Origin of the sequence: Simiduia sp. 21SJ11W-1 (assembly GCF_024138675.1) — a bacterium.
Taxonomy (GTDB): Bacteria; Pseudomonadota; Gammaproteobacteria; order Pseudomonadales; family Cellvibrionaceae; genus Simiduia.
Genome location: NZ_CP090959.1, coordinates 572,984 through 597,845, shown reverse-complemented (window position 1 = coordinate 597,845; position 24,862 = coordinate 572,984). Strand labels below are relative to the sequence as shown.

General features: G+C 58.0%; 26 protein-coding genes and 1 other RNA gene. 15 read left to right on the top strand and 12 right to left on the bottom strand.

Annotation, left to right across the window (positions count from 1 at the left end; translation table 11 throughout):
* Positions 1 to 2: 2 nt before the first annotated feature.
* Together pepP and L1F30_RS02560 are read right to left on the bottom strand one after the other, a co-directional pair.
* On the bottom strand, positions 3 to 1,349 hold the full coding sequence (pepP, locus tag L1F30_RS02565) for a Xaa-Pro aminopeptidase (protein ID WP_253358958.1): 1,347 nt from the start codon (positions 1,347 to 1,349) through the stop codon (positions 3 to 5).
* A 9-nt stretch (positions 1,350 to 1,358) separates the two neighbouring features.
* Complete coding sequence (locus tag L1F30_RS02560) at positions 1,359 to 1,916, bottom strand: UPF0149 family protein (protein ID WP_253358957.1); 558 nt, start codon at positions 1,914 to 1,916, stop codon at positions 1,359 to 1,361.
* Positions 1,917 to 2,134: 218 nt separating this feature from the next.
* Between L1F30_RS02560 and L1F30_RS02555 the strand changes: the two genes are divergently transcribed.
* The 5 genes from L1F30_RS02555 (at position 2,135) to L1F30_RS02535 (ending at position 5,245) form a co-directional block, all read left to right on the top strand.
* Complete coding sequence (locus L1F30_RS02555) at positions 2,135 to 2,344, top strand: TIGR02449 family protein (RefSeq protein WP_253358955.1); 210 nt, start codon at positions 2,135 to 2,137, stop codon at positions 2,342 to 2,344.
* A 3-nt stretch (positions 2,345 to 2,347) separates the two neighbouring features.
* Entirely contained in the window at positions 2,348 to 2,644 is a 297-nt protein-coding gene (locus L1F30_RS02550) for a cell division protein ZapA (protein WP_253358953.1), read from the top strand.
* 112 nt (positions 2,645 to 2,756) lie between these two features.
* A non-coding RNA gene (gene ssrS, locus L1F30_RS02545) (6S RNA) lies at positions 2,757 to 2,935 on the top strand.
* Positions 2,936 to 2,960: 25 nt separating this feature from the next.
* The gene (locus L1F30_RS02540) at positions 2,961 to 3,548 is read left to right on the top strand and encodes a 5-formyltetrahydrofolate cyclo-ligase (RefSeq protein WP_253358951.1); all 588 of its coding nucleotides are present in this window, start codon (positions 2,961 to 2,963) and stop codon (positions 3,546 to 3,548) included.
* A 53-nt stretch (positions 3,549 to 3,601) separates the two neighbouring features.
* Positions 3,602 to 5,245 (top strand): methyl-accepting chemotaxis protein, encoded by a 1,644-nt coding sequence (locus L1F30_RS02535; RefSeq protein ID WP_253358945.1) that lies wholly within the window; start codon positions 3,602 to 3,604, stop codon positions 5,243 to 5,245.
* A gap of 178 nt (positions 5,246 to 5,423) precedes the next feature.
* Here the strand turns inward: L1F30_RS02535 and L1F30_RS02530 are convergent, their stop codons facing one another.
* On the bottom strand, positions 5,424 to 5,561 hold the full coding sequence (locus L1F30_RS02530) for a hypothetical protein (protein ID WP_253358943.1): 138 nt from the start codon (positions 5,559 to 5,561) through the stop codon (positions 5,424 to 5,426).
* A gap of 227 nt (positions 5,562 to 5,788) precedes the next feature.
* On the bottom strand, positions 5,789 to 7,315 hold the full coding sequence (gene ilvA / locus L1F30_RS02525; protein WP_253361882.1) for a threonine ammonia-lyase, biosynthetic: 1,527 nt from the start codon (positions 7,313 to 7,315) through the stop codon (positions 5,789 to 5,791).
* A 147-nt stretch (positions 7,316 to 7,462) separates the two neighbouring features.
* Between ilvA and rpiA the strand changes: the two genes are divergently transcribed.
* The 4 genes from rpiA (at position 7,463) to L1F30_RS02505 (ending at position 9,684) form a co-directional block, all read left to right on the top strand.
* A complete protein-coding gene (rpiA, locus tag L1F30_RS02520) occupies positions 7,463 to 8,152 on the top strand; it encodes a ribose-5-phosphate isomerase RpiA (protein WP_253358942.1) in 690 nt (229 codons plus the stop codon).
* Positions 8,152 to 8,547: an AraC family transcriptional regulator ligand-binding domain-containing protein gene (locus tag L1F30_RS02515; RefSeq protein ID WP_253358941.1), complete on the top strand. Its 396-nt coding sequence runs from the start codon at positions 8,152 to 8,154 to the stop codon at positions 8,545 to 8,547. Before rpiA ends, L1F30_RS02515 begins: the two co-directional genes overlap by 1 nt.
* Positions 8,548 to 8,600: 53 nt before the next feature.
* A complete protein-coding gene (locus tag L1F30_RS02510) occupies positions 8,601 to 9,206 on the top strand; it encodes a helix-turn-helix domain-containing protein (protein ID WP_371922643.1) in 606 nt (201 codons plus the stop codon).
* A gap of 61 nt (positions 9,207 to 9,267) precedes the next feature.
* Positions 9,268 to 9,684 carry a hypothetical protein gene (locus L1F30_RS02505; RefSeq protein ID WP_253358939.1) on the top strand — a complete coding sequence of 139 codons (417 nt, stop codon included), beginning with the start codon at positions 9,268 to 9,270 and terminating at the stop codon, positions 9,682 to 9,684.
* A gap of 168 nt (positions 9,685 to 9,852) precedes the next feature.
* On the opposite strand, the gene L1F30_RS02500 is transcribed toward L1F30_RS02505, so the two are convergent.
* The 7 genes from L1F30_RS02500 to L1F30_RS02470 all read right to left on the bottom strand — a co-directional run bounded on the left by L1F30_RS02500 (position 9,853) and on the right by L1F30_RS02470 (position 17,689).
* Positions 9,853 to 11,640, bottom strand: coding sequence for an ABC transporter ATP-binding protein/permease (locus tag L1F30_RS02500; RefSeq protein ID WP_253358937.1), 1,788 nt, complete (start codon positions 11,638 to 11,640; stop codon positions 9,853 to 9,855).
* Between the two features lie 23 nt (positions 11,641 to 11,663).
* Positions 11,664 to 12,056, bottom strand: coding sequence for a hypothetical protein (locus tag L1F30_RS02495; protein ID WP_253358935.1), 393 nt, complete (start codon positions 12,054 to 12,056; stop codon positions 11,664 to 11,666).
* A 35-nt stretch (positions 12,057 to 12,091) separates the two neighbouring features.
* Positions 12,092 to 13,276: a dipeptidase gene (locus L1F30_RS02490; protein ID WP_253358933.1), complete on the bottom strand. Its 1,185-nt coding sequence runs from the start codon at positions 13,274 to 13,276 to the stop codon at positions 12,092 to 12,094.
* A 51-nt stretch (positions 13,277 to 13,327) separates the two neighbouring features.
* Positions 13,328 to 13,909, bottom strand: coding sequence for an NADPH-dependent FMN reductase (locus L1F30_RS02485; RefSeq protein ID WP_253358931.1), 582 nt, complete (start codon positions 13,907 to 13,909; stop codon positions 13,328 to 13,330).
* Positions 13,910 to 14,035: 126 nt separating this feature from the next.
* Positions 14,036 to 15,118: a 4-hydroxyphenylpyruvate dioxygenase gene (gene hppD, locus L1F30_RS02480; RefSeq protein ID WP_253358929.1), complete on the bottom strand. Its 1,083-nt coding sequence runs from the start codon at positions 15,116 to 15,118 to the stop codon at positions 14,036 to 14,038.
* Between the two features lie 202 nt (positions 15,119 to 15,320).
* Complete coding sequence (locus L1F30_RS02475) at positions 15,321 to 16,820, bottom strand: type VI secretion system contractile sheath domain-containing protein (RefSeq protein ID WP_253358927.1); 1,500 nt, start codon at positions 16,818 to 16,820, stop codon at positions 15,321 to 15,323.
* Positions 16,821 to 17,044: 224 nt separating this feature from the next.
* Positions 17,045 to 17,689 carry a flagellar brake protein gene (locus L1F30_RS02470; RefSeq protein ID WP_253358925.1) on the bottom strand — a complete coding sequence of 215 codons (645 nt, stop codon included), beginning with the start codon at positions 17,687 to 17,689 and terminating at the stop codon, positions 17,045 to 17,047.
* Positions 17,690 to 17,825: 136 nt separating this feature from the next.
* Between L1F30_RS02470 and L1F30_RS02465 the strand changes: the two genes are divergently transcribed.
* Together L1F30_RS02465 and L1F30_RS02460 are read left to right on the top strand one after the other, a co-directional pair.
* Positions 17,826 to 18,665, top strand: coding sequence for an ABC transporter substrate-binding protein (locus L1F30_RS02465; RefSeq protein WP_253358924.1), 840 nt, complete (start codon positions 17,826 to 17,828; stop codon positions 18,663 to 18,665).
* Positions 18,658 to 19,095 (top strand): nucleoside deaminase, encoded by a 438-nt coding sequence (locus L1F30_RS02460; RefSeq protein ID WP_253358922.1) that lies wholly within the window; start codon positions 18,658 to 18,660, stop codon positions 19,093 to 19,095. Before L1F30_RS02465 ends, L1F30_RS02460 begins: the two co-directional genes overlap by 8 nt.
* 1 nt (position 19,096) lies before the next feature.
* On the opposite strand, the gene L1F30_RS02455 is transcribed toward L1F30_RS02460, so the two are convergent.
* Positions 19,097 to 19,945 (bottom strand): MurR/RpiR family transcriptional regulator, encoded by an 849-nt coding sequence (locus L1F30_RS02455; RefSeq protein WP_253358920.1) that lies wholly within the window; start codon positions 19,943 to 19,945, stop codon positions 19,097 to 19,099.
* Between the two features lie 267 nt (positions 19,946 to 20,212).
* Between L1F30_RS02455 and L1F30_RS02450 the strand changes: the two genes are divergently transcribed.
* From L1F30_RS02450 to murQ, 4 genes are read left to right on the top strand one after another with little or no spacing between them, the layout of a single operon-like run.
* Positions 20,213 to 21,790 carry a sodium:solute symporter gene (locus L1F30_RS02450; protein ID WP_253358914.1) on the top strand — a complete coding sequence of 526 codons (1,578 nt, stop codon included), beginning with the start codon at positions 20,213 to 20,215 and terminating at the stop codon, positions 21,788 to 21,790.
* Entirely contained in the window at positions 21,787 to 22,656 is an 870-nt protein-coding gene (locus L1F30_RS02445) for a BadF/BadG/BcrA/BcrD ATPase family protein (protein ID WP_253358912.1), read from the top strand. The genes L1F30_RS02450 and L1F30_RS02445 overlap by 4 nt, the downstream gene beginning before the upstream one ends.
* Before the next feature lie 7 nt (positions 22,657 to 22,663).
* Positions 22,664 to 23,770: an anhydro-N-acetylmuramic acid kinase gene (locus L1F30_RS02440; RefSeq protein WP_253358910.1), complete on the top strand. Its 1,107-nt coding sequence runs from the start codon at positions 22,664 to 22,666 to the stop codon at positions 23,768 to 23,770.
* Positions 23,760 to 24,686, top strand: coding sequence for an N-acetylmuramic acid 6-phosphate etherase (gene murQ / locus L1F30_RS02435; RefSeq protein ID WP_253358908.1), 927 nt, complete (start codon positions 23,760 to 23,762; stop codon positions 24,684 to 24,686). Before L1F30_RS02440 ends, murQ begins: the two co-directional genes overlap by 11 nt.
* Positions 24,687 to 24,862 lie beyond the last annotated feature (176 nt).

Below are 24,862 nucleotides of genomic sequence, written 5' to 3'. Positions count from 1 at the left end.
TTTTAAAGTAGTTGCTGCTGGGGGCCTGTGGCGCGCGCTTGGGCCATTAGCTGTTCGATATCGGCGCAGGTTTTAGGCACGTCGCTGCTCAATACCTGGCACCCCTGGCGGGTAATCACCACGTCGTCTTCAATGCGTATGGCCAGGCCGCGCCACTTTTTGGGCACCCGCTCGTCGTCTGCGCGAATGTACAGGCCGGGCTCGACGGTGAGCGCCATGCCCGACTCTAACACACGCCATTGATCGCCCACACGGTAGTCGCCCACATCGTGCACATCCATGCCCAGCCAATGGCCGATGCGGTGCATGTAATAGTCTTTGTAGGCGCCTTCCTCAATCAGCTTGGCCACCTCGCCGTGCAAAATACCCAGCCGCACCAGCCCTTCCACCATGACCTGCACAGAAATCTCATGAGCCTGATTCCAGTGGGCGCCGGGCTTGAGAGCCGCTATGGCGGCCAGCTGCACATCCAGCACCAATTCGTAAAGCTGCTTTTGCGCGGGCGAAAATACGCCGTTTACGGGGAAGGTGCGGGTGATGTCGGCGGCGTAGCCGGCCCATTCACAACCGGCATCAATGAGCACCAGGTCGCCATCGCGCAGGGGCGCGTTGTTATCTATGTAGTGCAATATACAGGCGTTGCGCCCGCCGCCCACAATGCTCGGGTAAGCCGGCTGGCGTGCGCCTTGACGGGTGAATTCGTAGAGCAATTCGGCCTCGAGCTCATACTCCATCATGCCGGGCTTGCAGGCGGCCATGGCGCGCCGGTGGCCGGCGGCTGAGATGTCGCAGGCCTTTTGCAGTGCGCGCACTTCGGCGGCACTTTTGTACAGGCGCATGTCGTGCAGCAGGTGATCCAAATCCAGAAACTCACCCGGCGGCATGGCGCCGATGCCGATGTTTTCACGGATGCGGTTCACCCAGTTCATCACCCGCCGATCAAACACCGGGTCTTTGCCCATGGCGTAGTAAACCCGATCGCGGCCTTCAATAAGGCCGGGCAGAATGTCGTCTATGTCGTCTACCGGGAAGGCATCGTCGGCACCGTGGCTGGCCAGCACGCCCTCCGGGCCCGCCCGCACGCCATCCCAAATTTCTTTTTCCGGATTGCGCTCGCGGCAGAACATCACAAACTCACCGTGGGTGCGCCCGGGCAACAACACAGCCACCGCCTCCGGCTCGTTAAAACCCGAAAGGTAAAAAAAGTTGCTGTCTGGCCGGTAGGGGAAATCCGTATCGCGCGAGCGCACTTTCACGCTCGCGGTGGGCACAATGGCAATGCTGTTGGGCTCCATCATGCCCATCAAGGTCTGACGCCTGCGCGCAAATTCCGCCTTGCCGATTGCCATAGTGTGCGCTTAATGCATTTTTGCTTTGCGGGAAAACTCGAGGTACAAGGTGAGCACCGCCATGCGCAGGTACTCCACCACCTCAATGTAGTTGGCCTCGGCCTCTTGCTCGGTGGAGCTTTCATCGGCCTCCACTTGCGCAAGCGATGCAATATCGCGCAGCGCCTCGGCGGCTTCGGCCGAAAACTTGGCATCGCCCTTTAGGCCTGCCGTGCCAAAACCGTGCAAAAAGCTTGAGCACCAACCCGCCAGCGATTGCACGCGCATATCAAGGCCAATATGATCGCCGGGCAAGAGTAAATCGAGGCTAAAGCCCTCGCCTTGCAGCTCGTCTACGGTGCCCGCCAGCAGATCGTCCAGTGCCTGGGCCAGCAGCGGGTCCAGGCTTTCGACGTCCATCAATTGCTTGGCAAGTTCGTGCCAGCTGGCTTGATTCAGGCTTGCGCCGGCGCTTAAACGCCCACACACCACGCCCTGTAAATCCGTGGGGCTCGCCAGAGATTTCGCCTGCAGTAACAAGTCTGCAAAATCGTCGAATGCGGGCAAGGCGGGCTTGGTGTCTGTCATGGGGTTGTCCTAAATCTCAGAAGCCGCACATGCTACCACTACGGCCGTGAATTCGCCCAGCCCACGCCTCACACGAAAGACTCAGAAAAGCAAAAAGTGCTTAAATATCGGCAACCTACAGCACATTAGCTAGAATTAACTTCAACAAAGATTGACCCCTCTTGGCGGCATGCATATAGTTACCGCTAATTACACTGCCTCAATAGCACGAGTTGCCCATGGCCGATACACAGTTAGCCCAATTAGAAGCCAAGCTCAATCAGCTCATCGAGCTGTGCCAGCGGCTGGATCGGGAGAACACCGCGCTCAAGGCGCGCGAAGCCACCTGGCAGCAAGAGAAATTGCGCTTGGTTGAAAAGAACGAGCTGGCCCGCTCCCGTGTGGAGGCCATGATCAAACGCCTTAAAAGCATGGAATCTGAGGGCTAAGCCATGAGCAAACCCGCCGCCAACGCCGTTTTGGTCCGTATTCTGGATCGCGAATATCAAGTGGCCTGCCCACCGGAAGAGCGCAACGCCCTGCAAGATGCCGCCAAGCAGCTAGACCAGCGCATGCGCGACATCCGAAGCTCAGGCCACGTGATTGGCCTTGAGCGCATTGCTGTCATGGCGGCGCTGAACCTGAGCCACGAGCTGCTGCAGGCCCGCGAGCAAGGCAACACCGCCAAAGCACCGGATTTAACCCCGCTGATCAGCCGGCTGGATAAAGCCCTGGCAGATTACGAATAAATAAATTTCTATGCGCCGCGGCCGCAGCCTGCACGCGGCTTCTAGCCTGTTATCCACAAGCACCAGCTGCCTGCCCCCTGTTTTCTGCCGCCCGCTTTACGTTAAACTGTGTGCCTCCCTGAGGTGTTCGTTGGTCCGGTAAGTCCTCGAGCCGATAAATTTATACCCGGCGGCGTCTCGCTGGTGATGGTGTGCATGTCCGCGCGACGGAAAGCCTGATTCACCACAGATTCCGCCACCTTGAACCATCGGGTTCAAGGCCAAGCCGGCTACGGCATTCTCGGGGTCCTATTTTGGCTTGCTGCTGCGATTGGCTATGGATTCCCCCCAAACCCGCTCAGACATCCGGCGCCTGCTGCGCGCACGGCGCAGGGCACTTTCTAGCGTCGAGCAACAACGCGCGGCGGTGCAGTTAGCCACCCACCTGGCGGGCCACCTGTGGTTCAAGCAGGCGCAACACATTGCCTTTTATTTGCCCAACGACGGTGAAATAGACCCAACCCCGCTCATGCAGCTCGCCCTGGCGCAGGCCAAGCGCTGCTACCTGCCGGTGGTCACCGGGCGCGGGCTGCTGCAGTTTAAGCGCTACCTGCCCGGCCAACGCCTTAAGCGCAACCGCTATGGCATAGCCGAACCCCGGCCCGGTGCGCCGGTGCGTCCGGCCTGGCTGATAGACCTCACCCTCTTGCCACTGGTGGGCTACAACCACCAGGGGCACCGCCTGGGCATGGGCGGCGGTTATTACGATCGCACCTTCGGCAATACCGGGCTCCCGCGCGCCATAGGCCGCCGGCTGGGCCTTGCCCACAGCTGCCAGCTCTGGCCGGCACTTACCGCCGAACACTGGGATATCCCCCTGCACGCCATTGCCACCGAACACCAGACAATCATCACGCGCCCCTAAGCTTACCTATACTCTTGCTTGCACCCCCATTTTGGTGCCGCAAGGAGCTGTGCATGTCGTGGTTTCACAACTTGTCGTTTCGCTGGAAAATCAGCCTGCCCATTGGCGGCTTGCTGCTATTGATGATTCTGGTAGCCGCCAACAGCCTGCTGGTGCAAGCGCGCTTTACCGACACCAGTGAAAAGCTGGGCGAGCAGTACCTGCAGGCGCTCGATCTCTTGCTGCAGGCAGACCGCGATCTGTACCAGGCGCAAGCCGCCGAGCGCAGCCTGATTTTTCTGGATGCAAGCTTTAAAGGCTACAACCAGCTGACCGACACCTTGGCTGAAAACCAGCAGCAAGCCATAGAGCGCGCCACCCGCGCCAGTGCGCTTTCGCCCGCCATTGCGCAGGTGGCATCGGCCAGTGCGCTGGAGCGACATTTCGACGCCTGGCAAAGTGCGGTGAGCCAATCCCTGCGTCAGCGGGCGCTGACCGACGCCAACGACCCGGCGCTTATTGCCCGGAGTTACGGCGACGTGGCAACGCGGTTTGAAGCCCTGCGCAACCTGTTGGATGCCGCCACCGAAGCGCATCAACAGGCGGTTAACCGGTACCTGGCCGACACCAAGGCGCAAAACAGCAGCGCCACGGCGCGCGCGAATGTATTGATTATTGGCGGCTCGCTTTTGGGCCTTGGGATTTTATTGTTCCTGCCGCCACTGCTGACCGCCCCCCTCGACCAAATTAACCGCACCATGGCCGCCATTGCCGAGGGCGAAGGCGACCTCACCAGCCGTACCAAGCTCAACACCCACGATGAACTGGGCAGCCTGTCGCGCAGCTTCAACCAATTTATGGATACCCTCCAACAAACCATCGGCACCGCCAAGCTCGATGCCGATAAAGTGCTGAAAGCCGCAATCGACACCCACAACCTGGGCGAGGCGAATCTGGAGGCGATGTCTTCACAAAACAGGGAGATTCGCGCGGTGGTGGCCTCGGTGGCGGAGCTGTCTGCCACGGTGGAAGAAATTGCCCAAAACACCAACCTCACCGCCGATCAGGCGCGCACCGCCAACACTCTCACAGGCCAGGGTAGCACCAAGGTGAACGACACCATGGAGCGCATTGCCCAGCTGGCCAAAGAAGTGGATGCCACCTCAACATTGATAGGCAACGTGCAGCAACAGGCCGGGGAGGCCAACTCGGTGCTGGATGTGATTCGCGGTATTGCAGAACAAACCAACTTGCTGGCATTGAACGCCGCCATTGAAGCGGCCCGCGCCGGCGAACAGGGCCGGGGCTTTGCAGTAGTGGCCGATGAAGTGCGCACCCTCGCCAGCAAAACCCAGGATTCCACCCAGCACATCCAGCAAATGCTGAGCGCCTTGCAACAGGGGGTTAAAGGGGCCGTGCAAGCCATGCAGGCGGCCAGCGAAAACGCCCTGCTTACGGTAGATTCTGCCCGGGAGGCCAACGATGCGCTGGCCGCCATTGATGAGGCAGTGAATCGCATTACCCAGATGTCTATTCAAATTGCCACTTCGGCCGAAGAGCAAAGCACGGTGATTCACGAGGTGAACAGCAACCTCAGCAGTATTGATAAACAATCGAAAGACACCACCAGTCGCATCGGCCAATCTGCGGTGGTAAGCCGTGAGCTGGACACCCTGGCCAAGAGCCTGCAACAGCTGATGGCAGGCTTTCGCTGCTAGCGGGCACACACAAGGCTTTAGTGGCGAGACACAAAAAAGGCGGGCCACTGGCCCGCCTTTTTTGTTTTATTTCAGCTACATCTGCACTACTTAAAAAGCTGCACTACTTACAACATCTGCACTACCGCCTGTTACCGCGGCTACAACCACACCAGCTTACGCCGGGGGAGGACTGTCCTTATCGAGTTGCCACACCTTGCATTAACGCCGTGGGCACCTCTGGTTCGCGCTCAAAAAAATCACTGTTTGTGAGACCGGTAACCAACACCCCAAGGGCAAACACCAATGCAGTGATGGTCAGAACATCTGCCTTCATGACATCACCTTTCTATTTTTAAATGACTTGATTCTTTGCGATTTACTACTACCTGCGACTGAAACTCGCCGCGCTGGCCTTTATACCGCAATATAATAAAAACCCCAAGACCTTAACCTAAGATCTTCGAGTTTTTATCATAGGTAAGCCGACCTTAAGAAGAAAGTACCAAGTCGCATTTGTGTGACAAGGCGCACAGTGTAAGCGAGCACTCACATCACAACGCCTTAAAAGCCGTTAGAACCTAAGAAAAAAGTATATGCCGGGTTTTGTGTTTCATCCCAGTAGGGGTAGCCCAGTTCATCCAGAAAACTCTTCATAGCCTGAAACTCCGCCGGCGGTATTTCCATACCCACCAGTACCCTGCCGTAGGCGGCGCCGTGATTGCGGTAGTGAAACAGGGTGATATTCCAGCGCCCGGCCACCTTGGTGAGGAAGTTATAGAGCGCCCCCGGGCGTTCGGGAAACTCAAAGCGCAGCACCCGCTCGTGCTCTACGTGCGGCGCCTTGCCACCCACCATGTGGCGAATGTGGAGCTTGGCCATTTCGTTTTCGGTCATATCGGCCACCGAATAGCCCTGATCAATCAGCTCTTGCACCAGATCTTTGCGATCCTGGGGGTCGGCACTCACGGCAACGCCCACAAAAATACGGGCGGCACTTTTGTCGCCATAGCGGTAGTTGAACTCGGTGATATTGCGCTTGTTGATGGCCTTGCAAAACTGCTTGTAGGCACCGGGCTTTTCGGGAATGGTCACCGCCAGAATGGCCTCGCGCTTTTCACCGATTTCCGTGCGCTCGGAAATGTAGCGCAGCCTGTCGAAGTTGGTGTTGGCGCCACTGGCAATGGCCACCAGCGTTTGGCCCTTGGCCCCCTGGCTGCTCACGTATTTTTTCAAGCCGGCCAGCGACACAGCACCGGCGGGTTCGGCAATGGAGCGGGTATCTTCAAAAATGTCCTTAATGGCCGCACAGATTTCATCGGTGCTAACGGTCATACAGGCATCGACAGTTTTGCGCAGCACCCTAAAGGGTTCCTTGCCGATTTGCGCCACCGCCACGCCGTCGGCAAACAGGCCCACTTGCGGCAACACCACGCGCCGCCCCTTTTCCATGGCGGCCTTCAGGCAAGCGGCATCTTCCGGTTCTACGGCAATAATTTTTACATCCGGGCGCACATACTTGATGTAGGCGGCCACGCCCGCACACAGGCCACCGCCACCCACGGGTAGAAAAATCGCATCAATCGGGCCGGTACACTGGCGCAAAATCTCCATGCCGATAGTGCCTTGGCCGGCAATGACATCCGGGTCGTCGTAGGGCGGCACATAGGTCATGCCCTTTTCCTGCACCAGTTTTTGCGCGTAGGCCGAGGCCTCATCGAAGGCATCGCCGTGCAATACCACCTTGGCGCCGCGCGCGCGCACGGCATCCACTTTAATGGCGGGCGTGGTGCGCGGCATCACAATGGTGGCTTTCACCCCGAGCTTTTGCGCGCCCATGGCCAAGCCCTGGGCGTGGTTGCCGGCCGATGCCGCCACCACACCGGCATCGCGCTCGGCATCGGATAATTGCAACAGCTTGTTGTAGGCCCCACGAATCTTAAAACTGAACACCGGCTGCAAGTCTTCGCGCTTGAGCAACACCCGATTACCCAACCGCTCGCTTAAGCCGCGCGCGTGGTCCAATGGGGTCTCAACGGCCACATCGTAGATGCGCGCATTTAAAATGCGTTTGATATAGGTTTCGGGCATGGTGATTTCAGATTCTCGGAAATAATTGGCAGATTTTGAAAAAGCGGCGCAATAAATGCGTGCGTAATCGCGCATGGTAAACAATTTCGCCCGCGCCATCACCCCCTAAGATCGGTATAATCGCGCCATTAACAGTGGGAGCGCCCAATGAATCAAGACCAGCTTAAACAAGCCGTCGCCCGTGCGGCCGTTGAATACATCAAACCCAAACTGGAAGCCAACAGCATTGTGGGCGTGGGCACAGGCTCCACAGCCAACTACTTCATAGACTTTTTGGCCGAGATCAAAGGCCTGTTTGATGGCACGGTCGCCAGCTCCGATGCCTCTGCCGAGCGCCTGCGCCAACACGGCATCCCCGTGTACGACCTCAACACCATCGACAACATGGTGGTGTATGTAGACGGTGCCGATGAATCCAACCCGCGGCTGCACCTGATCAAAGGCGGCGGCGCAGCCTTAACCCGTGAAAAAATTGTGGCGGCCGTGGCCGATGAGTTTGTGTGCATTGCCGATGAATCAAAATGGGTGGATTGCCTGGGCGCTTTCCCGCTGCCTGTTGAGGTGATTCCCATGGCGCGCTCACAGGTGGCGCGCGAGCTGGTAAAGCTGGGCGGCGACCCGGTATATCGCCAAGGCGTTACCACCGACAACGGCAACATCATTCTGGATGTGCACAACCTGCGCATTGAAGATCCGGTGGCAATGGAAATGGCCATCAACCAAATTGTGGGTGTGGTGACCAACGGCCTGTTTGCCAGCCGCCCAGCCGACGTGCTGCTGCTGGCGCGCGCAAGCGGTGTAGATACCCTGCACAAACCCCTGCCCATCGGCGACTAATGACACACTCACCCTCGGTGGCGGCCTGTTACGTGCGCCACCTGCTCGCAGGCGTCGAGGCCCAAGGTATCGCTGCCAGCCATTTGCTCACCGAGCAACAACAGCGCCAGCTGGCGCTCGCCCATTGGCGCATGCCGGTGGATGACTATGTGGCATTGATGCACAAGGTGTGGACGCTCACCCAGGATGAATCGGCCGGTTACAGCCTGCGCCCGCTCAAACCCGGCACCTTTGCCATGCTGTGCCACGCCACTATTCACACCCCCAACCTGCGCAGGGCACTGGCGCGCGCCATCAAGTTTTTTCAGCTGCTCACCGACGACTTACACATCGGCCTGCAGGAAAACGAGCGCGAGGCCTGCAGGAAAACGAGCGCGAGGCCTGTATTGAAATAACGCACAGCACGCGCCCGGGGCTAGACCCGCTGTTTTTTCTGGAAACCCTGGCGTTGATTTTAATTCGCTGGTCGAGCTGGATGATTGACAAAAAGCTCCTGGTAGCGCGCATCGACTTCAACGCCCCCACCCCGGAAGACCCGGGCGAGCGCGCCCACATTTTTGGCTGCGCCCCGCACTTTAATCAATCTGCAACCCGCATCTGTTTTGCCACCCGCTTTTTGGATGAGCGCGTGGCGCAAACACCGCACACCCTTGCAGAGTTTTTGGCGCAGGCCCCGGTGAGCCTGCTGAGCCACTATCAACGCGACACCAGCCTCTCGGCGCAGGTGCGCCAGCTGCTGCAAAACGCCGCCGACAGCGATCACTCGGGCATAGATCAATGCGGCCTTGAGCAGGTGGCACAAGCGCTGCACCTCACCAGCCAAACCCTGCGCCGGCGCCTGAAGGAAGAAGGCAACAGCTTTCAGGAAATCAAAGACGCCGTGCGCTGTTCGCTGGCCATTCACTACCTGCTGCGCGACGACCTGCCCATGCAGGATATAGCCACCAAAATGGGCTTTTCAGAGCCAAGCGTGTTTTTTAAGGCCTTCAAGCGCTGGACGGGGCTCACGCCCGGCGCCTACCGCGAGCGGGAATTTGCCAAACAGCGCACCTAAGCCCTCGCGGGTTTTGCTACACTGCAGCCCAGCGACATTAACGCATTTAACGAGGCAGACTATGAAAATCATTGCGCGTACTGCAGCCCTGGTACTACTTCTGAACACCACCGCTTGCGGCTATTTTCTCTACCCCGAGCGCGTAGGCCAAACCGACGGCCGCGTAGACCCAACGGTAGTGATTCTGGATGCCGCCGGCCTGTTGTTCGGTATTTTACCGGGCGTAGTAGCCTTCGCCGTAGACCTCTCTACCGGCGCCATCTACTTGCCCGCTGGCGGCACCTCCGCAGTTGAAAAGCACACCAAGCGCTTAAGCCAGCTTGACCTGGAAGCCGTGGATGAAAAAAGCCAAGACATAGACCGTGAAAAAGTGGCCGAAGAATTAAGCCTGCTCATTGGCCAGCGTGTGAATGCCGCCGACCTGGCCTTCTACCGCAGTGCCGATCAGCACGCCAGCCTCGCCATGGCAGGCCACTAAAGCAACACCGGTTGCGCACTTTGCCATGGTGCCAAGTGCGCAACGGGCTAGCTTGCGGTAATTAGAAGTATCCCGTTGTAGCGCGGGCTTTCAGCCCAGATTATCTACACTTTTTATTTTTCTGACTTGCAACTTTTAATGCAATCCATCGCCTGCGTGAGCGAAATATCAGTTTGAGTGCCGCACTTCAGATTGCTGCGCCTGCCAAAGCTTTGCGTAGTGGCCACCGGCGGCTAACAAGTCGCCGTGATTGCCCTGCTCTACCAGCTGCCCTTGATCCAACACCAAAATGCGATCGGCGTTCACAACAGTAGACAGCCGATGGGCAATCACCAGCGCCGTGTGCTTTTCGGCAACGGCATCAATGGCTTTCAGAATGGATTTTTCTGCATGGGAATCCAGTGATGAGGTGGCCTCATCAAACACCAGAATGGGCGGGCGCTTTAAAATAGTGCGGGCAATGGCCACGCGCTGCTTTTCACCGCCCGATAATTTAAGCCCCCGCTCGCCCACCTGGGTGTGCCAGCCTTCAGGCAGCTGCGCGATAAAATCTTCAAGGTGCGATAACACAATGGCCTCACGCACGTCATCTTCACTGGCATCAATACGCCCGTAGCGGATGTTTTCGTAAATTGAGCCGTTAAAAAGCACCGCCTCCTGCGGCACCACGCCAATGGCCTTGCGCAAAGACGCCTGGGTGACGGTGCGGATATCCTGATCATCTATCAAAATACGACCTTGGCTACAGTCGTAGAAACGAAACAGCAATTTAAACAAGGTGGACTTGCCGGCACCGCTGGCCCCCACAATGGCCACCCGCTGACGCGGGCGCACTTCAAAGCTTAAACTTTGCACTATGGCGCGGGCATCACCATAACCAAAACCCACTGAATCAAACACTATTTTGCCGCCAGCTACAGCCAGCGCCTTGGCATCGGGTTGATCTTGTACCTGTGGTGTTTTGGCAAGCAGCGCGAACATTTTTTCAATGCTTGCGAAAGCGCCCTTCATTTCACGGTAGATGAAGCCAAGAAAATTGAGCGGCATAAAAATTTGCATCATGAAGGCGTTGATCAATACAAAATCACCAATGGTCATGGCTTCCACCATTACCTGCTGGGCGGCCAACACCATCATGGCGGTCATCGCCAGCGCAACAATCAAGGCCTGGCCGCCATTGAGCGCAAACAAGCTCAGCCGGTTTTTTCTACGCGCCTGCTCCCAGGCGGCCAGCTCGCGATCGTAGCACTGGGCCTCGTAGCCTTCGTTGCCAAAGTATTTCACGGTTTCATAATTGAGCAGGCTGTCTACCGAGCGTGAACTTGAGGCCGACTCCGCCTGATTGGCTTCACGTACAAAGCCCGTGCGCCACTCGGTGGCCCACACAGAGTAAGCAACATAGGCCACTACCGCCACCAAGGTAATGAGCGCAAAGCCTGCATCGTAGTTGATGAGCAACAGAGTGATCACCATTCCCACCTCAAGCAGCGTGGGGATGATGTTAAACACCATAAAGCGCAGCAAAAAACTGATACCGCTGTTACCGCGTTCGATATCGCGCGATAAACCGCCGGTGCGGCGATCCAGATGAAAGGCCAATTCCAGATTGTGCAAATGCTGAAACACCTGCAACCCGATGCGGCGCATGGCGCGCTCGGTGACACGCCCGAATACCGTATCGCGCAATTCTGCAAACAGCACGGTAGATAGGCGCACGGCACCGTAAGCCAACAGTAAACCCAGCGGCAGTGCCACCAATGCGCCCTGCTCGCTCGCAAGTGTATCTACCAGGTGTTTTAAAACAAAAGGCAAACCCACGGCCGCCACCTTTGCGGCAATCAAACACGCAAGCGCCAGCGCCACCCGCGCGCGGTACTCCAATAAATAGGGCACCAATTTTTTTAAGGTGCCCCAAGTTAATGGGGCATCGGCATCGTCAAAGCGGCGAGAGCGCAAAGCGGTATCTCAAGGTATGTGTATTAGCGGGCAAGTCGCAGGGCCATCATGGTCGCCACTGCCCACACCCAATTGAAAAACAACACCAGCACCGGCGTTAATTCACCCAGCGCCATGCCGGCCACCCCCAGCCCTTTAAAGTAGGGGAACACCACAAATAATTGAAAGGCCGTGGGAAATAAACTCAGCAGTGCAGCCTTGGTAAGCGGTCGCGCATTCGAAAGTGGCAACGCAAACAAAAAGCCCCACAGGCCACCCCACACAATGCGCGGGTATAACCAGGCGGCACTGAGCGCGGGCGCAATGGCCACGCCCATGCTTTGGCTGAGCCCATAGTGGCCAAAGGCCCACACCACTATACTGTTGGCCAGCGCACCTATGCCGCCGGCGGCAAAACACAGCATCAGGGTTTTCATGGTTTAGCTCCTTATTAATTATTTTCAGGCAAATTTTATTGCGCGCGTGCGTAGGCCTCTACGGCCTCCATTACGCGCAGCACATTGCCGCCTAATATTTTTTCGATATCGCGCTCTTTGTAGCCGCGCGCCAGGAGCTCTTGTACAAGGTTTGGGAAGCTCGCGGCATCTTTTAAACCTACGGGCAAGGAATCACCCACGCCATCGTAATCTGACCCCAGGCCCACGTGATCGACGCCCACAAGCTTTACGGCGCGGTCTATGTGATTTGCCACATCGTTAACCGTGGCATAGGGGTAGGGAAACTTGGCTTTGTATGCGCGATTAAAATCCGCGAGCGCCTTATCGGTCAGGTGCTCACCCTGCAAGGCAATGAAGGCCTTTTCAGCGGCATCGTGCGTGTCTGTCCATTTGACGGCTTGCTCGGTTAAAAAGTAGCTGCCGAAATTAATCATAATCACGCCGCCTTTTTTGGCCATGGCCTTGAGCATTTTATCGCTCACATTGCGCTCAAGCCCGGGCGTGAAGTGACGCAGTGATGAGTGCGAGGCAATAACCGGCACCTTGGAGACTTCAACCGCCTGGAAGAAGGCGGCATCGGATACGTGGGATACATCAACCATAATCCCTAAGCGGTTCATCTCTTGCACCATGGCCACACCGAAGGGGCTCAGGCCCTGCCAGAGCCTACTTTTATCGTAGGAGGAATCTGATATGTGGTTAGACTTTGAGTGGGTAAGGGTAATGTAGCGCACACCACGATCATAAAAGTGTTGAACATTTTTCAGGTCGCCTTCAATGGCAGCCCCATTCTCAATACCCAGCGGCAGGGAAATTTTTCCGGCTTTGTGGTTGGCGCGAATGTCGGCGGCGGTGCGCGCAATGGCAAATTTGTCGGGCGCGCGGTACACAATGGCTTCAACCTGATCAATCAATACATCGGCCAGCGCCTTGGCCCCTTTGCCCTCTAAAGAGGCGGGAATATAAATAGACATAAACGGCGCGTCTAGCCCGCCGGCCTTGGCGCGCGGGTAGTCGAAATCGCCATTGGGCGTGGCCTTGGTGACGTCGGCCCAGGCCTCTTGCAGGCGGTAAGGCACATCTATGTGGCCATCTACAATTGGGTATTTTTGGGTGAGGGCTTTGGCGCGATCAAGGGAGTCGGCCTGTGCCGCAGTGCACAGGGCACAGAGTACAGCGGTAATCACGAGCGCTTTCATGGTCTCTCCGGTAGTTAACAAGGCGGCCTTGCGCCGCCCTGGACCCGGCGATTATGACATACCGTTGGTAAAGGCTCCCATAGTCTCCAGGGCCTGCTTGCGTACAGGCGCCAGCGCCTTGGCGTAGGCCTCAAGCAAATTCACCGCATACCGGGTGCGCTCGCTTAGGTAGGTATCAGACTTGGTGGGCGTGTCATTCACCCACAGATTTTCCACATCGCGCATCAGCAAGTGCTCTGGCAAATACAGCAGGCGCGAATTCTTGTAGCTGCTGGTGCGCATTTCGTTAATCACATAGGCACCGCCTGTGCCCGCCGAAACTCCCACCAACAGCGCAGGCTTGTGCGCCAGCTCCGCCGCGCCGCACCACAGGAAAAAGTTTTTAACAGCAGACGGCGCCATGCCGTTCCACTCGGGCACCACCAACACCAGTGCATCGGCGGCAAGGGCGCGCGCTTTTACAGCTTTGACATCGTCGCGGTCAAAGCCTGTGCCGTCCCACTCGGGCAGGGGCTTGGCGGCTAAATCTAACAGGTCGGCGCTGTTGTTAAAGTAGCGAGTGTTCAGCAGGCCCGCAATGCGGCTGCTTTGTGAATCGGCGCGCTGGCTGGCGCTGATGATCAAGGTTTTCATAGATACTCCTGCAATGTGTAAAGATCCCGCAGTGGTGTACGCAATCGGATTGCGTGCAGACTAGCCTTTTTTGCGCCCACAAAAAAGGCGAAGGGTTTGCCTTCGCCTTGGGTGTGCTGCGGGTGATCAGGCCTTTTCGTCGGCTTTCAGTACACCGCGGCGGATTTGGTCGCGCTCCATGGATTCAAACAGCGCTTTAAAGTTGCCCTCGCCAAAACCTTCGTCTTTCTTGCGCTGGATGAACTCGAAGAAAATCGGGCCCACCAGGTTTTCAGAGAAAATCTGCAGCAACAGGCGCGGGTCGCCGGCCTCAACGGAGCCATCCATCAGAATGCCGCGCTTTTTCAGCTCGTCTACTGGCTCGCCGTGGCCGGGCAAACGCTCTTCAAGCATTTCATAGTAGGTTTCAGGTGGCGGGGTCATAAAGCGCATGCCGCGCGCTTTCAGGCGATCCCAGCAACCCGGCAGGTCGTCACAAGAAAACGCAATGTGCTGAATGCCTTCGCCGTTATAGGCCATCAGGAACTCTTCAATCTGGCCATTGCCGCCGGCTTCTTCGTTCAGCGGAATACGGATTTTGCCATCGGGCGCGGTCATCGCTTTCGATGTGAGGCCTGTGTATTCGCCTTTGATATCGAAGTAGCGGATTTCGCGGAAGTTAAACAGCTTCTCGTAGTATTCGGCCCAGTAGGCCATACGGCCACGGTACACATTGTGGGTGAGGTGATCGATGATCTTGAAGCCACAACCTTCCGGGTGGCGATCCACACCTTCGATAAACTCGAAATCGATGTCGTAGATAGACGCGCCCTCTTCATAGCGGTCGATCAAATACAAGATGGCGCCGCCAATGCCGCGAATAGCGGGCAGGCGCAGCTGCATGGGGCCGGTGGGTACATCTACCGGCTGTGCACCCAGTTCCAGTGCGCGGGCGTAGGCTTTGTGGGCGTCTTTTACGCGAAAGCCCATGCCGCAGGCCGAGGGGCCGTGCTCTTCAGCGTAGTAAGCAGAGGGGTGCTTTTTCTCGTAGTTCACCACAAAGTTAATGCCGCCCTGGCGCCACAAGGTCACATCCTTGGAGCGGTGGTTTGCCACGTGGGTGAAACCCAGAATATCCAGTACGGGCTCTAATATGCCCTTTTCTTTGGCGGCGAATTCTACGAACTCAAAGCCGTCTAAACCCATGGGGTTTTCGAATAAATCTGCCATTGCTTACTCCTCCTGTTCAGTGGGCGCAATCATGCGCGCAGAGACTGAAGAGTATAGCTAGCCCAACCGGGCACTTTTCGCCTAAATAGCCCCGCAAACGGAGCCGATTTGAACTTCCCTGCCTATTTTTAAATACAAAGTGAAATTTTTATGCAGATTGCAGCGAGGCTGTGCAGAAATCCCTCACACAGCCCCGCCAACCTTAAGCCGAGATCACGGCCAGCACCGGGTGCCCGGCGGCCGATAGCGAAGCAAAACTGGGCATCAAAACCGCCGCCTCCCCTTTCACCGAGCGCAGGGGGCAAAGCCCCGCTTGGCGCAATGCACTGGCTGTGGCATCGGTCATGTAGATTTCTGCCGCCGGGGTGATTTGGGTGTCGCCCAGGGCATCGCGGTATACGTGCAGGGCGAGATCGGGCACGCGGGTCACAAGCCCTGTGGAGAAATCCCAAAAATTGCGGTTAAAAGACTGGCCAATCAACAGCGCCGCCAGCACAGCCCCCGCGCCCCACAGGTAGTGGCGATGGTTGTCGCCCGGGCCAAGCTCATCAAAATCAAAGCTCTCAATGGGTGACGTGCGCTCACCATAGGGCAGGCGCACTAAAAATCGGGGGGCAGCCACCAGCAGTGAATCGCTTTGGGGCTCGTTGCGCAACACGGCCCACAGCTTGGCAAACTCCTCATCCACTGGGTGGGCCCAGTCTTCCACGTCCGGCGTTGCCGCAAGGCTTGCGCAGCCGGCAATGCGCTCGTGGCCGCTCACCAAGGCAATGGCATCGCCATACACTGCCAGCGCCGAAAGGCCCGCAGCCACCCGCACGTCGGCCGGGTTATCTGTGAGGGTGATGTCGCTCACCAGCACCGAATAGGGCGTGGCGCCGGGCACCTGGAAGCTGGTCACCAACCTCTGGTACAGGGCCGATTGGGTAATATCGTTGGAGGCGGCGAAATCAGCACGCACCTCGGCCTCGCTTACATCCAGCAAAAACAGCTTTAAGTTGCGGCCTGTTTCCAGGCGCCTGACCAGCAGCTCCAGGCTGCGCCAATTGGCCTCAAGACGCTGGAAAAAACCCGTGTGCAGCAGCCCGCGCAATGCATCGCTGGCGGCCAAATCCAGGGTGTTCATCAACTCACTTTGGCGTGGGTCGGCCTTGGGCTCGACAAAGGGCGCCACAATTTGTGCAATCAAGGCAGACACATCCTGCTCACCTTCCGGTAGCCGGCCGGATTTTCGCTCAAACAAATCGGCAGGTATGGCCACAGCGGCCGTATCGGATGCGTCTGTGGCGCTTTGCATGCGGGCAATCTCGGCTGCGGCCTGCTCAAACTGCAGAGGATTTGCCAGTTGCGCCTTCAATTCACGCAGCCGGGCAAACAGCGGCATGCGGGTATAGAGGGTATCCGGGTGCAGGTCATCGGGCAGCTCAAAACCCAAGGGGGTGGCACAACCTGGCAGGGCCAGCTGTACTTTTAAGGCGGAAAACACCTCATCCAGGTTATCGCGGTTCACTTCCCTAAGCGGGCGCTCGCCCAGGCTGCTTAAATCCAGCACGCCCCGGCTACCCCGGCCCGAGTAGTCGCCCATTAAAATCATGTGCAGCGGCTGGCCGCTGTCTGAACTTGGGGCGCGTTCGCGCTCGTCTTCGAAATCTGCACCATTGCCAAAAACTAGGCCGCCGGTGCTCATGGTTACTCGCGCCATTGTAATTCCCTCGTTGAATTCATCCTTTTGCCCTAGGGCCTGTGGGGCGAGTCTAATTCAGGTTAACAGGCGCCGTGAAACAGCCGCGGGCTTTCCCGTGGCAAAAGGGATAATTGCCCCGGAATCAGGGGTGCAGCTGGTACCAAGGTACACAACCAGGCGGCACTGAATGAGTGCCGGCCTTTGGCGAGGGTTACAAAATTGCAGCTTGCTTATTGCGCGGGCTAGTGGCCGGCCCCAGCCTGCTGGGCAATGAATTCTGCCAACAGCGCCTTACCGGCATCGTTTAAGGCATCAAAGGAAAGCCCGTAGCTGAAGCAGTCGTGCTCGTCATCTGGCTGACCCAATACACCACGTACGGTGGCCGCCACTTTCACGCGCCGCTCTGCGGCTTCAAGGGCCAAAGTGGTAGCTAGGGTCAGGCTTGTGCCCGGCCCACCGAGCGCCTGGCCCGCCTCTAACCGGCAGCCAGATACACTTAAATCCACAATGGTGCCCGCCACATCAAGCTCACCGTGGCGGATGTTGGCAGCAAGGGAGGTGGCCACCCGGGTAGCCTTGCGGCTTTCATCCTGGGCAATAAATGCGGGGTACCCCAAACACAGCATGGGCACGGGTTGCTCGATCAGGCCTGTGATCTGGGCGCTGAATAATATGGCGCAATTGAGGTGCTCGGAGTAAAGGTGCACTTCAACAAGGCCGCGCTTGGGGAGTTCCGCGGCACCGGCGGGCAACACCGGCGGCGTTACCAGTATGCAGCGCCCCACCACATAGCCAATCAGGCGGCTGGCTTCGCGCCGCCCGTGCGCCACATTGAAATCGAGCTCCAGCTGGGCGCCGGGCAGCAGCTTTAATTCTTCAAAAGTCATAGGGTTCCCTGTGGGCCAATGCAAAGGGCGCAGAGCTGCGGCCAAGCACACCCAAGTGTAGCCCAAGGCGGGCGCAGCCTTGTTCAATGGGCGCCAGCGGCTATGCTTAAAGCACTTGTATGAGGATGTAACCGCCATGAGCCTCTGCTCGCTTACGATGAAGGCCTCAATTTTTCTGACCCTTTCGCTAATGCTCGCAGCCGCCCCCTGCATGGCCAACAGCGCGCCCACCGAGGTGCGCGTAGGCGGCTACCAATTCGCGCCTTTTGTTGAAATATCACCCGAGGGCGAAGCCTCCGGCCTGACGCTGGAGTTGATTGAGGCGCTGAACCTGGTGCAAAACCGCTACCACTTTGTGTTTGTGCCCACCAAACCCGCCCAGCGTTACAAGGAGTTCGAGGCCAACCGCTTCGACATGCTGCTGTTTGAAAATAAAACCTGGGGCTGGAATAACTACGCCATCAACAGCTCTAGCCCTTACCTGAGCGGCGGCGAGCGCTACATCGCACAGGCCTTGCCCGGGCGAGGCCAGGATTACTTCGATAATTTGCAAGACAAACGCCTGGTGGGCATTCGCGGCTACCACTACCGCTTTGCCAACTTCAATGCAGACCCAAACTACCTGCACGAGCAGTTCACCATCAACCTCATAGACAGCAACGCCGGCAGCATTCGCATGGTGCTATCGGGCCGGGTGGATGTGGCGGTGGTTACCCAATCGTATTTATTCCAACAGCTCGCGAGCCAACCGGAACTCCAATCGCAGCTGCTGATTTCAGAGAAATTCGATCAACGCTACCAGCACTGCGCGCTCATACGCGCAGGCACCAGGCCCGCCCCTTCGGAGCTAGACAACTTCATCAAGCGCCTGCAAGCGCAGGGCACTCTCGATGCGCTTTGGCAAAAATACGGCCTGATGAAGAAACCGGAAGCCAGCCTTCAGAACGCGGCACAAGAGCCTGATCGCGATGGATAAATTCATGCGCGCCGCCATAGATGAAGCCATTCGCGGGCGCGACCAAGGGGGCATCCCCATTGGTTCGGTGCTGGTACACGGTGGGCAAATTATTGGCCGCGGCCACAACCGGCGCGTGCAAAAAGGCAGCGCCATTTTGCACGGTGAGATGGATGCGCTTGAAAACGCCGGCCGGCAACCCGCAGCCGTGTACCGCCAGAGCACGCTCTACACCACCCTATCGCCCTGCCCTATGTGTAGCGGTGCCATCTTGCTGTACGGCATCGGCCGGGTAATCATCGGTGAAAACGAGACATTCATGGGGGATGAAACCCAGCTACGCGCCCGCGGCGTGCAGCTGGAGGTACTTAACAACGCCGAATGCATCGCCCTGATGCGGGCGTTTATCAGCGCGCATCCGGCGCTCTGGCACGAAGATATTGGCGAGTAACCTAGCCCTGACGGAACACCTGAACCGCCTTGCGCGAGCGCTCAAACAATTCCTGGGCCTGTTCATCGCGTTGCGACATCAAAATAAACAACAAATCGGTGATCATGTGCTGCGCGGTGCGGGCCAATATTGAGGAGCTGCGCGCACCGGCCTCATCGGCCATGCAAAACAGGTTGATGCCGGCAAGCTCTACCAGCGAGTTGCGGGTGAAGCGCGTTAGGGAAATTACCTCGGCACCTTGCTGCAAACCCGTGGTGGCCACGCGCAATACATCCTGGGTCATGCCCGATTCCGAAATGGCAAACACCAGATCGCCGGGGTGCAAGGTGGCGGCATTGGCCACCTGTACGTGGGTGTCTGATTCCACCAACACATTTTTACCCAGCTTCATCAGCTTGTAGCCAAAGTCGCGCGCCACCAGAGAGGAAGCGCCCACCCCGGCAATCAGAATGCGCTGGGCGCGGGCCAGTGAATCAATGGCAGACTGCAACACATCTTCGCGGTTAATGGCCACGGTTTCTGTGAGCGAGCTGGATTTGCGCGCCACCAGCTTTTGCGCCACGGTGGCGATGTCGTCACTGGCAGAAATATCGCCATGAATGGCCTTGGGCAACACTGCCGTACGCGCGGCAGCTTCGGTGAGCGCCAGCTTCAAATCGCTGTAGCCTGTATAGCCGAGCTTCTGGCTGAACTTCACCACACTCGATTGTGAAACGCCAATATCGCTGGCCAGCGTTTTAGAGCTGTGGTCGCGAATTCCGGTGGCGTTTTCCAGCAAGAAATCTGCAATGCGTCGCTCATGGCTCGACATGGATTCACGCATCGCGCGAATTTTTGCAATACAACCCATACTTAGTTCCACTTTTCATTGCGCAGGCGGCTTGGGCCACCGCTTTATTAGGCTTATTTGGCAAAGGCAGGCGCGGTGTTGCTGACATTCGCAGGCCCCAGCCCGACAATGTACCCCAAGCGTGGGCCAGGTGAAATATCGGCGCAACCGATGGGCAAACCTTTGCCTTTGTTTAGAATAAATGATATCAATATAAACCATGATTAGGAATAATATATTTTTAATCATTTCCTAACCCAGCAGTGCCAACGAGCGACCACAATAACGATGAATCTCACACTTACCGGCCCAGACTGGGCTGTATTTGCCATCTACGGCCTTATTCTGGGCGCTACCGCCTACTACTTCAGCCTGCGCAACAGCCAGAACAGCCGCGACTTCTTTCTGGCGGGCAATGCCATGCCCGTGTGGATGGTGGCCATCTCCACCCTTGCCACCACCCAATCGGCGGCCACCTTTCTGGGCGGGCCGGATCTCGGCTACCGCAGCGATTTCAGCTACATCTTTACCAATCTTGGTGCCGTGATTGCCGCCCTGATTGTGGCGCGCTTTTTGATTCCCCTGTTTTATCAGCAGCGCGTCACCACCGTGTATGAGCTTTTGCAAAACCGCTTCGGTGCCAACGCCAAGCGCAAGGCCGGCGGCGTTTATTTGCTGGGCCGAATTTTTGCGAGCGGCGCGCGCCTGTATATGGCGGCCATTGCCGTTTCCATGCTGTTATTTGGCGATATTCAGGCCGACCACGTGGTGCTTGCCGTGGTGATGCTCGCCATTGTCAGCCTCGGGCAGACGGTGTTTGGCGGCGTAAGTTCGGTAATTCAAAGCGATGTGATCCAGTGCTTTGTGTACGTGGGCGCAGCCATTGCCGTGTTTTGTGTATTGATGTGGTACATCCCGGTGAGCAGCGGCGAAATTCTCACGGCGCTGGCCAACCCCACCGATGGCAGCGGCTCCAAGCTTGAGCTGATCGACTGGCGCTTCGACCTCACAGACCCTTTCACCCTGTGGGCTACCTTTACAGGCTTCGTATTGCTGAACGTGGCCGCCTTCGGCCTGGATCAGGATGTCACCCAGCGGGTGCTCACCTGCCGCTCAAGCCTTGAGGGCGCGCGCGCCATGCTTTGGAGCGTGTTGATGGTGATTCCGGTCATGGCACTGTTCATGGGCATTGGCATGCTCTTGTATGTGTACTACCAGCGGCCAGACCTCATGGGCGCAAGCCAGGGCGTGCTGCAAAACAGCGCCGATGTCACCGTGTTTATGCAATTTGTGCTCAACGAATTGCCAGGCGGCGTACGCGGGCTGGTGGTGATTGGTGTGATTGCCGCTGCACTTTCCACCTTAACCTCGGGCCTGAACTCCATGGCCTCGGTGATTACCGAAGATTTCTACCGCCCGTGGGCGGCCAAACGCAAACAACAGCCGAGCGATGCCCAGATGGTGCGCGTAGGCCGCCTGGCCATGATTGCCGTTGCTGCGGCGCTGTCGGGCATGGCGATTCTGTGCTTTTACTGGCAACAGGTCAGCCAGCTGCCGCTGCTGCCCTTTGCGCTTTCGGTAATGGTATTTGCCTATTCGGGCCTGCTGGGCGTCTTCTTTACCGCCCTGTTCACCGGGCGCGGCAATGGCATGAGCGTGACTGCCGCACTCATCGGCGGCTTTTGTACGCCGCTGGTCATGCAACCCTGGCTCATAGAAGCTTTCGCCCTGCAAGATTACATTGCCCCCATGGCATTCCCCTGGCAGCTGTGCATTGGCACCCTTATCGCCTTTGGCCTGTGCTGCCTGGGCAAACCGGCGCAAACCCAAGCCCACAACAGCAACACCCAAGAGGCCCTGGCATGAGCCACTACTACCTGGGAGTAGACGGCGGCGCCACCAAGTGCGTCGCGCGCCTGTGTAACAGTGACGGCACCCTGTGCGAGCGGCGCGCAGGCGCGGCCTCGCTCACCAACGATCTCACCCAGGCCATAGCCACCGTGCAAGACGTGTGTCACCAGCTGCTCACCGAGGCGGGCCTTACGCCTGAACAGGTACATTTAGCCGCGGGCCTTGCCGGCGCTGGCAAGTCAGACGCCGCCCAAGCGGTACACACCGCACTCACCAATGCAGGCTACGCCAGCGTGCACATCACCACCGATGCGCAAACCTCGCTCCTGGGCGCGGGCGCCGGTGAGCCTATGGTGATGGTGGCCGTAGGCACAGGGTCTGTGGCCATGCGCCTGTCGGCCGACGGCAAGATCACCCAGGTTGGTGGCTGGGGCCTGGCCGTAGGCGATGAAGGCAGCGGTGCGGCGGTGGGCAAAAGTGCCGTGCGCGCACTGCTATGGGAACTGGATTTGCACGGCGAGCCGCAAACCAAACTATCGCGCCATGTGGTAGAACAGGTGGGCCGTGAGCGTGCGGCCATACTGCGCTGGTTAAGCCAGGCCGGCCCCAAAGAATATGCAGCCCTGGCACCGGCGGTATTCGAGTTTCTGCCCTATTGCCCACTGGCACAAAAAATTGCCCGCAAAACCGCCAGTGAAGTAGAGCAACTGATTCGCGCAGCCTCGGGCGATCAAGACCTGCCCATCACCTTGCTCGGAGGCCTGGCGCAGAACATGAGTGATTTACTGTCTCCCGACCTACGCGCTAAATTAGTGGCGCCCAAAGGTACCGCGCTCGACGGTGCCTGCACCCTGGCGCGCCAGCGCCATCAATTTAGCTGAGGTTTTAGTGGACGGTTTATACATTGGCCTGATGTCAGGCACGAGTCTCGACGGCATAGACGCCGTATTGGTGAACATCAACGATCAACAGTGCGAGCTGGTGCGCCACCACTATGCTCCGCTGCACGATCAGCTGCGCGAGCGCCTGCTGCGCGTGCTCGATGAACAACACCTGAGCCTGCCCGAACTGTGCGCCATAGACGCCCAACTGGGGCTGCAATTTGCCGATGCCGCCAACCAACTGATCACCCGCAAAGACCGCGTTATCGCCATTGGCAGCCACGGCCAAACCCTGGCCCATTACCCCACTGGCCCCTTTGCCAACAGCCTGCAAATTGGCGATGCCAACCGCATTGCCCGCCAAACCGGTATCACCACCGTCACGGATTTCCGCCGCGCCGATGTGGCCGCCGGTGGCCAGGGCGCGCCCCTTGCGCCGGCCTTTCACGCACAACTGTTTGCCACCCACGGGCACCGCTATGTATTGAACCTGGGCGGCATGGCCAACCTGACCCACCTTGAAGGCGAGCGGGTAATGGGCGGCTTTGACGTGGGCCCGGGCAATGTATTGATGGACGGCTGGATAAAACAACAGCGCGGCTACGACTACGATGCCGGTGGTGACTGGGCCCGCACCGGGCGCGTAGATGACGCCTTGCTGGCGGCATTTATGGCTACCCCTTTTGTGCAGGAGCCGCCGCCCAAAAGTACCGGGCGCGAGTTATTCAACGCAGACTTTCTGGCGCGCCACCTCGATGGCCGCAATCTGGCCGCCGCCGACGTGCAGGCCACGCTAACTGAATTTACCGCCGCCTGCGTTTCACAGGCGCTGGCCGGGCTCCCGCCTGGCGACCTGGTGGTGTGCGGCGGCGGTGCCCACAACCAACTGCTCATGGAGCGGCTCACCCAGCGCACCAAGCGCGCCACCTACAGCAGTGAACACCTCGGCGTGAACCCCGACTACCTGGAGGCCATGGCCTTCGCCTGGTTTGCCCGCGCTACGCTTAACCAAGTGCCGCTCCGGCTCGCAGGTGCCACTGGCGCCTCTGAGAACACCGTGGCCGGCGCTATTTACTTTGCACCCAACCTACGGCTAACAGTGAATGAACCCTGAATTAATACACGAGTTGGGGGGCCTGGCCTCCGAAGCACGCAACCCCAACACCCAAGACATCGACCTGCTGCCCACCCAGGAAATCTTGAAAAAGATTAACGATGCCGATGCCGAAGTGCCCGCCGCCGTGCGCGCGGTATTGCCGCAAATTGCCGAAGCGGTAGATGCCATAGTGGCCGCCTTTAACAACGGCGGGCGCCTGGTTTACATGGGCGCAGGCACCAGTGGCCGGCTGGGCATTCTCGACGCCGTGGAATGCCCGCCCACCTACGGCACAGATGAAAGCCAGGTGGTGGCGTTGATTGCCGGCGGCGAACCCGCCATCTACCGCGCCCAGGAAGGCGCCGAAGACAACCCGGAACTCGGCGAAGCGGATTTAAAAGGCATCAACCTGAGTGCCAATGATGTGGTGGTGGGCATTGCCGCCAGCGGCCGCACGCCCTATGTGATTGGTGGCCTGCGCTACGCCCGCAAACTCGGCTGCACCACCGTGGCCCTGAGCTGCAACCGCGTGGCACAAATTGCCAACGAGGCAGACATCGCCCTGCTGCCTGAAGTGGGCCCGGAAATTCTCACGGGTTCTACCCGCATGAAAGCCGGTACTGCACAAAAACTGGTGCTCAATATGCTCACCACCGCCGCCATGATTCGCCAGGGTAAAAGTTTTTACAACCTGATGGTGGATGTAAAAGCCACCAACGCAAAACTGGTGGGGCGCACCCGCCGTATTGTCATGGAGGCCACCGGCGCCACACTCGAGGAAGCCGACGCCACCTTGAGCCAGTGCGAGCACAACGCCAAACTTGCCATCATGATGATTCTGTCAGGCCTGCCCCGCAACGAAGCCCAACGCGCACTCGAAAACGCCAACGGCTTTTTACGCCTGGCCCTGCAACAAGCCGAGGCCGCAAGCTAGAAACTAGAAACTTTTTTACAAACCCCACACAAAAAAGCCCGCGAAATTCAGCGGGCTTTTTATTTTGGGCACTACCCCATCCTGAAACAGTGTGACACACGAAGGCTCTATCAACGCACAACGCCATCGCTTTTCGCTTTTCGCTTTTCGCTTTTCGCTTTTCGCTTTTCGCTTTT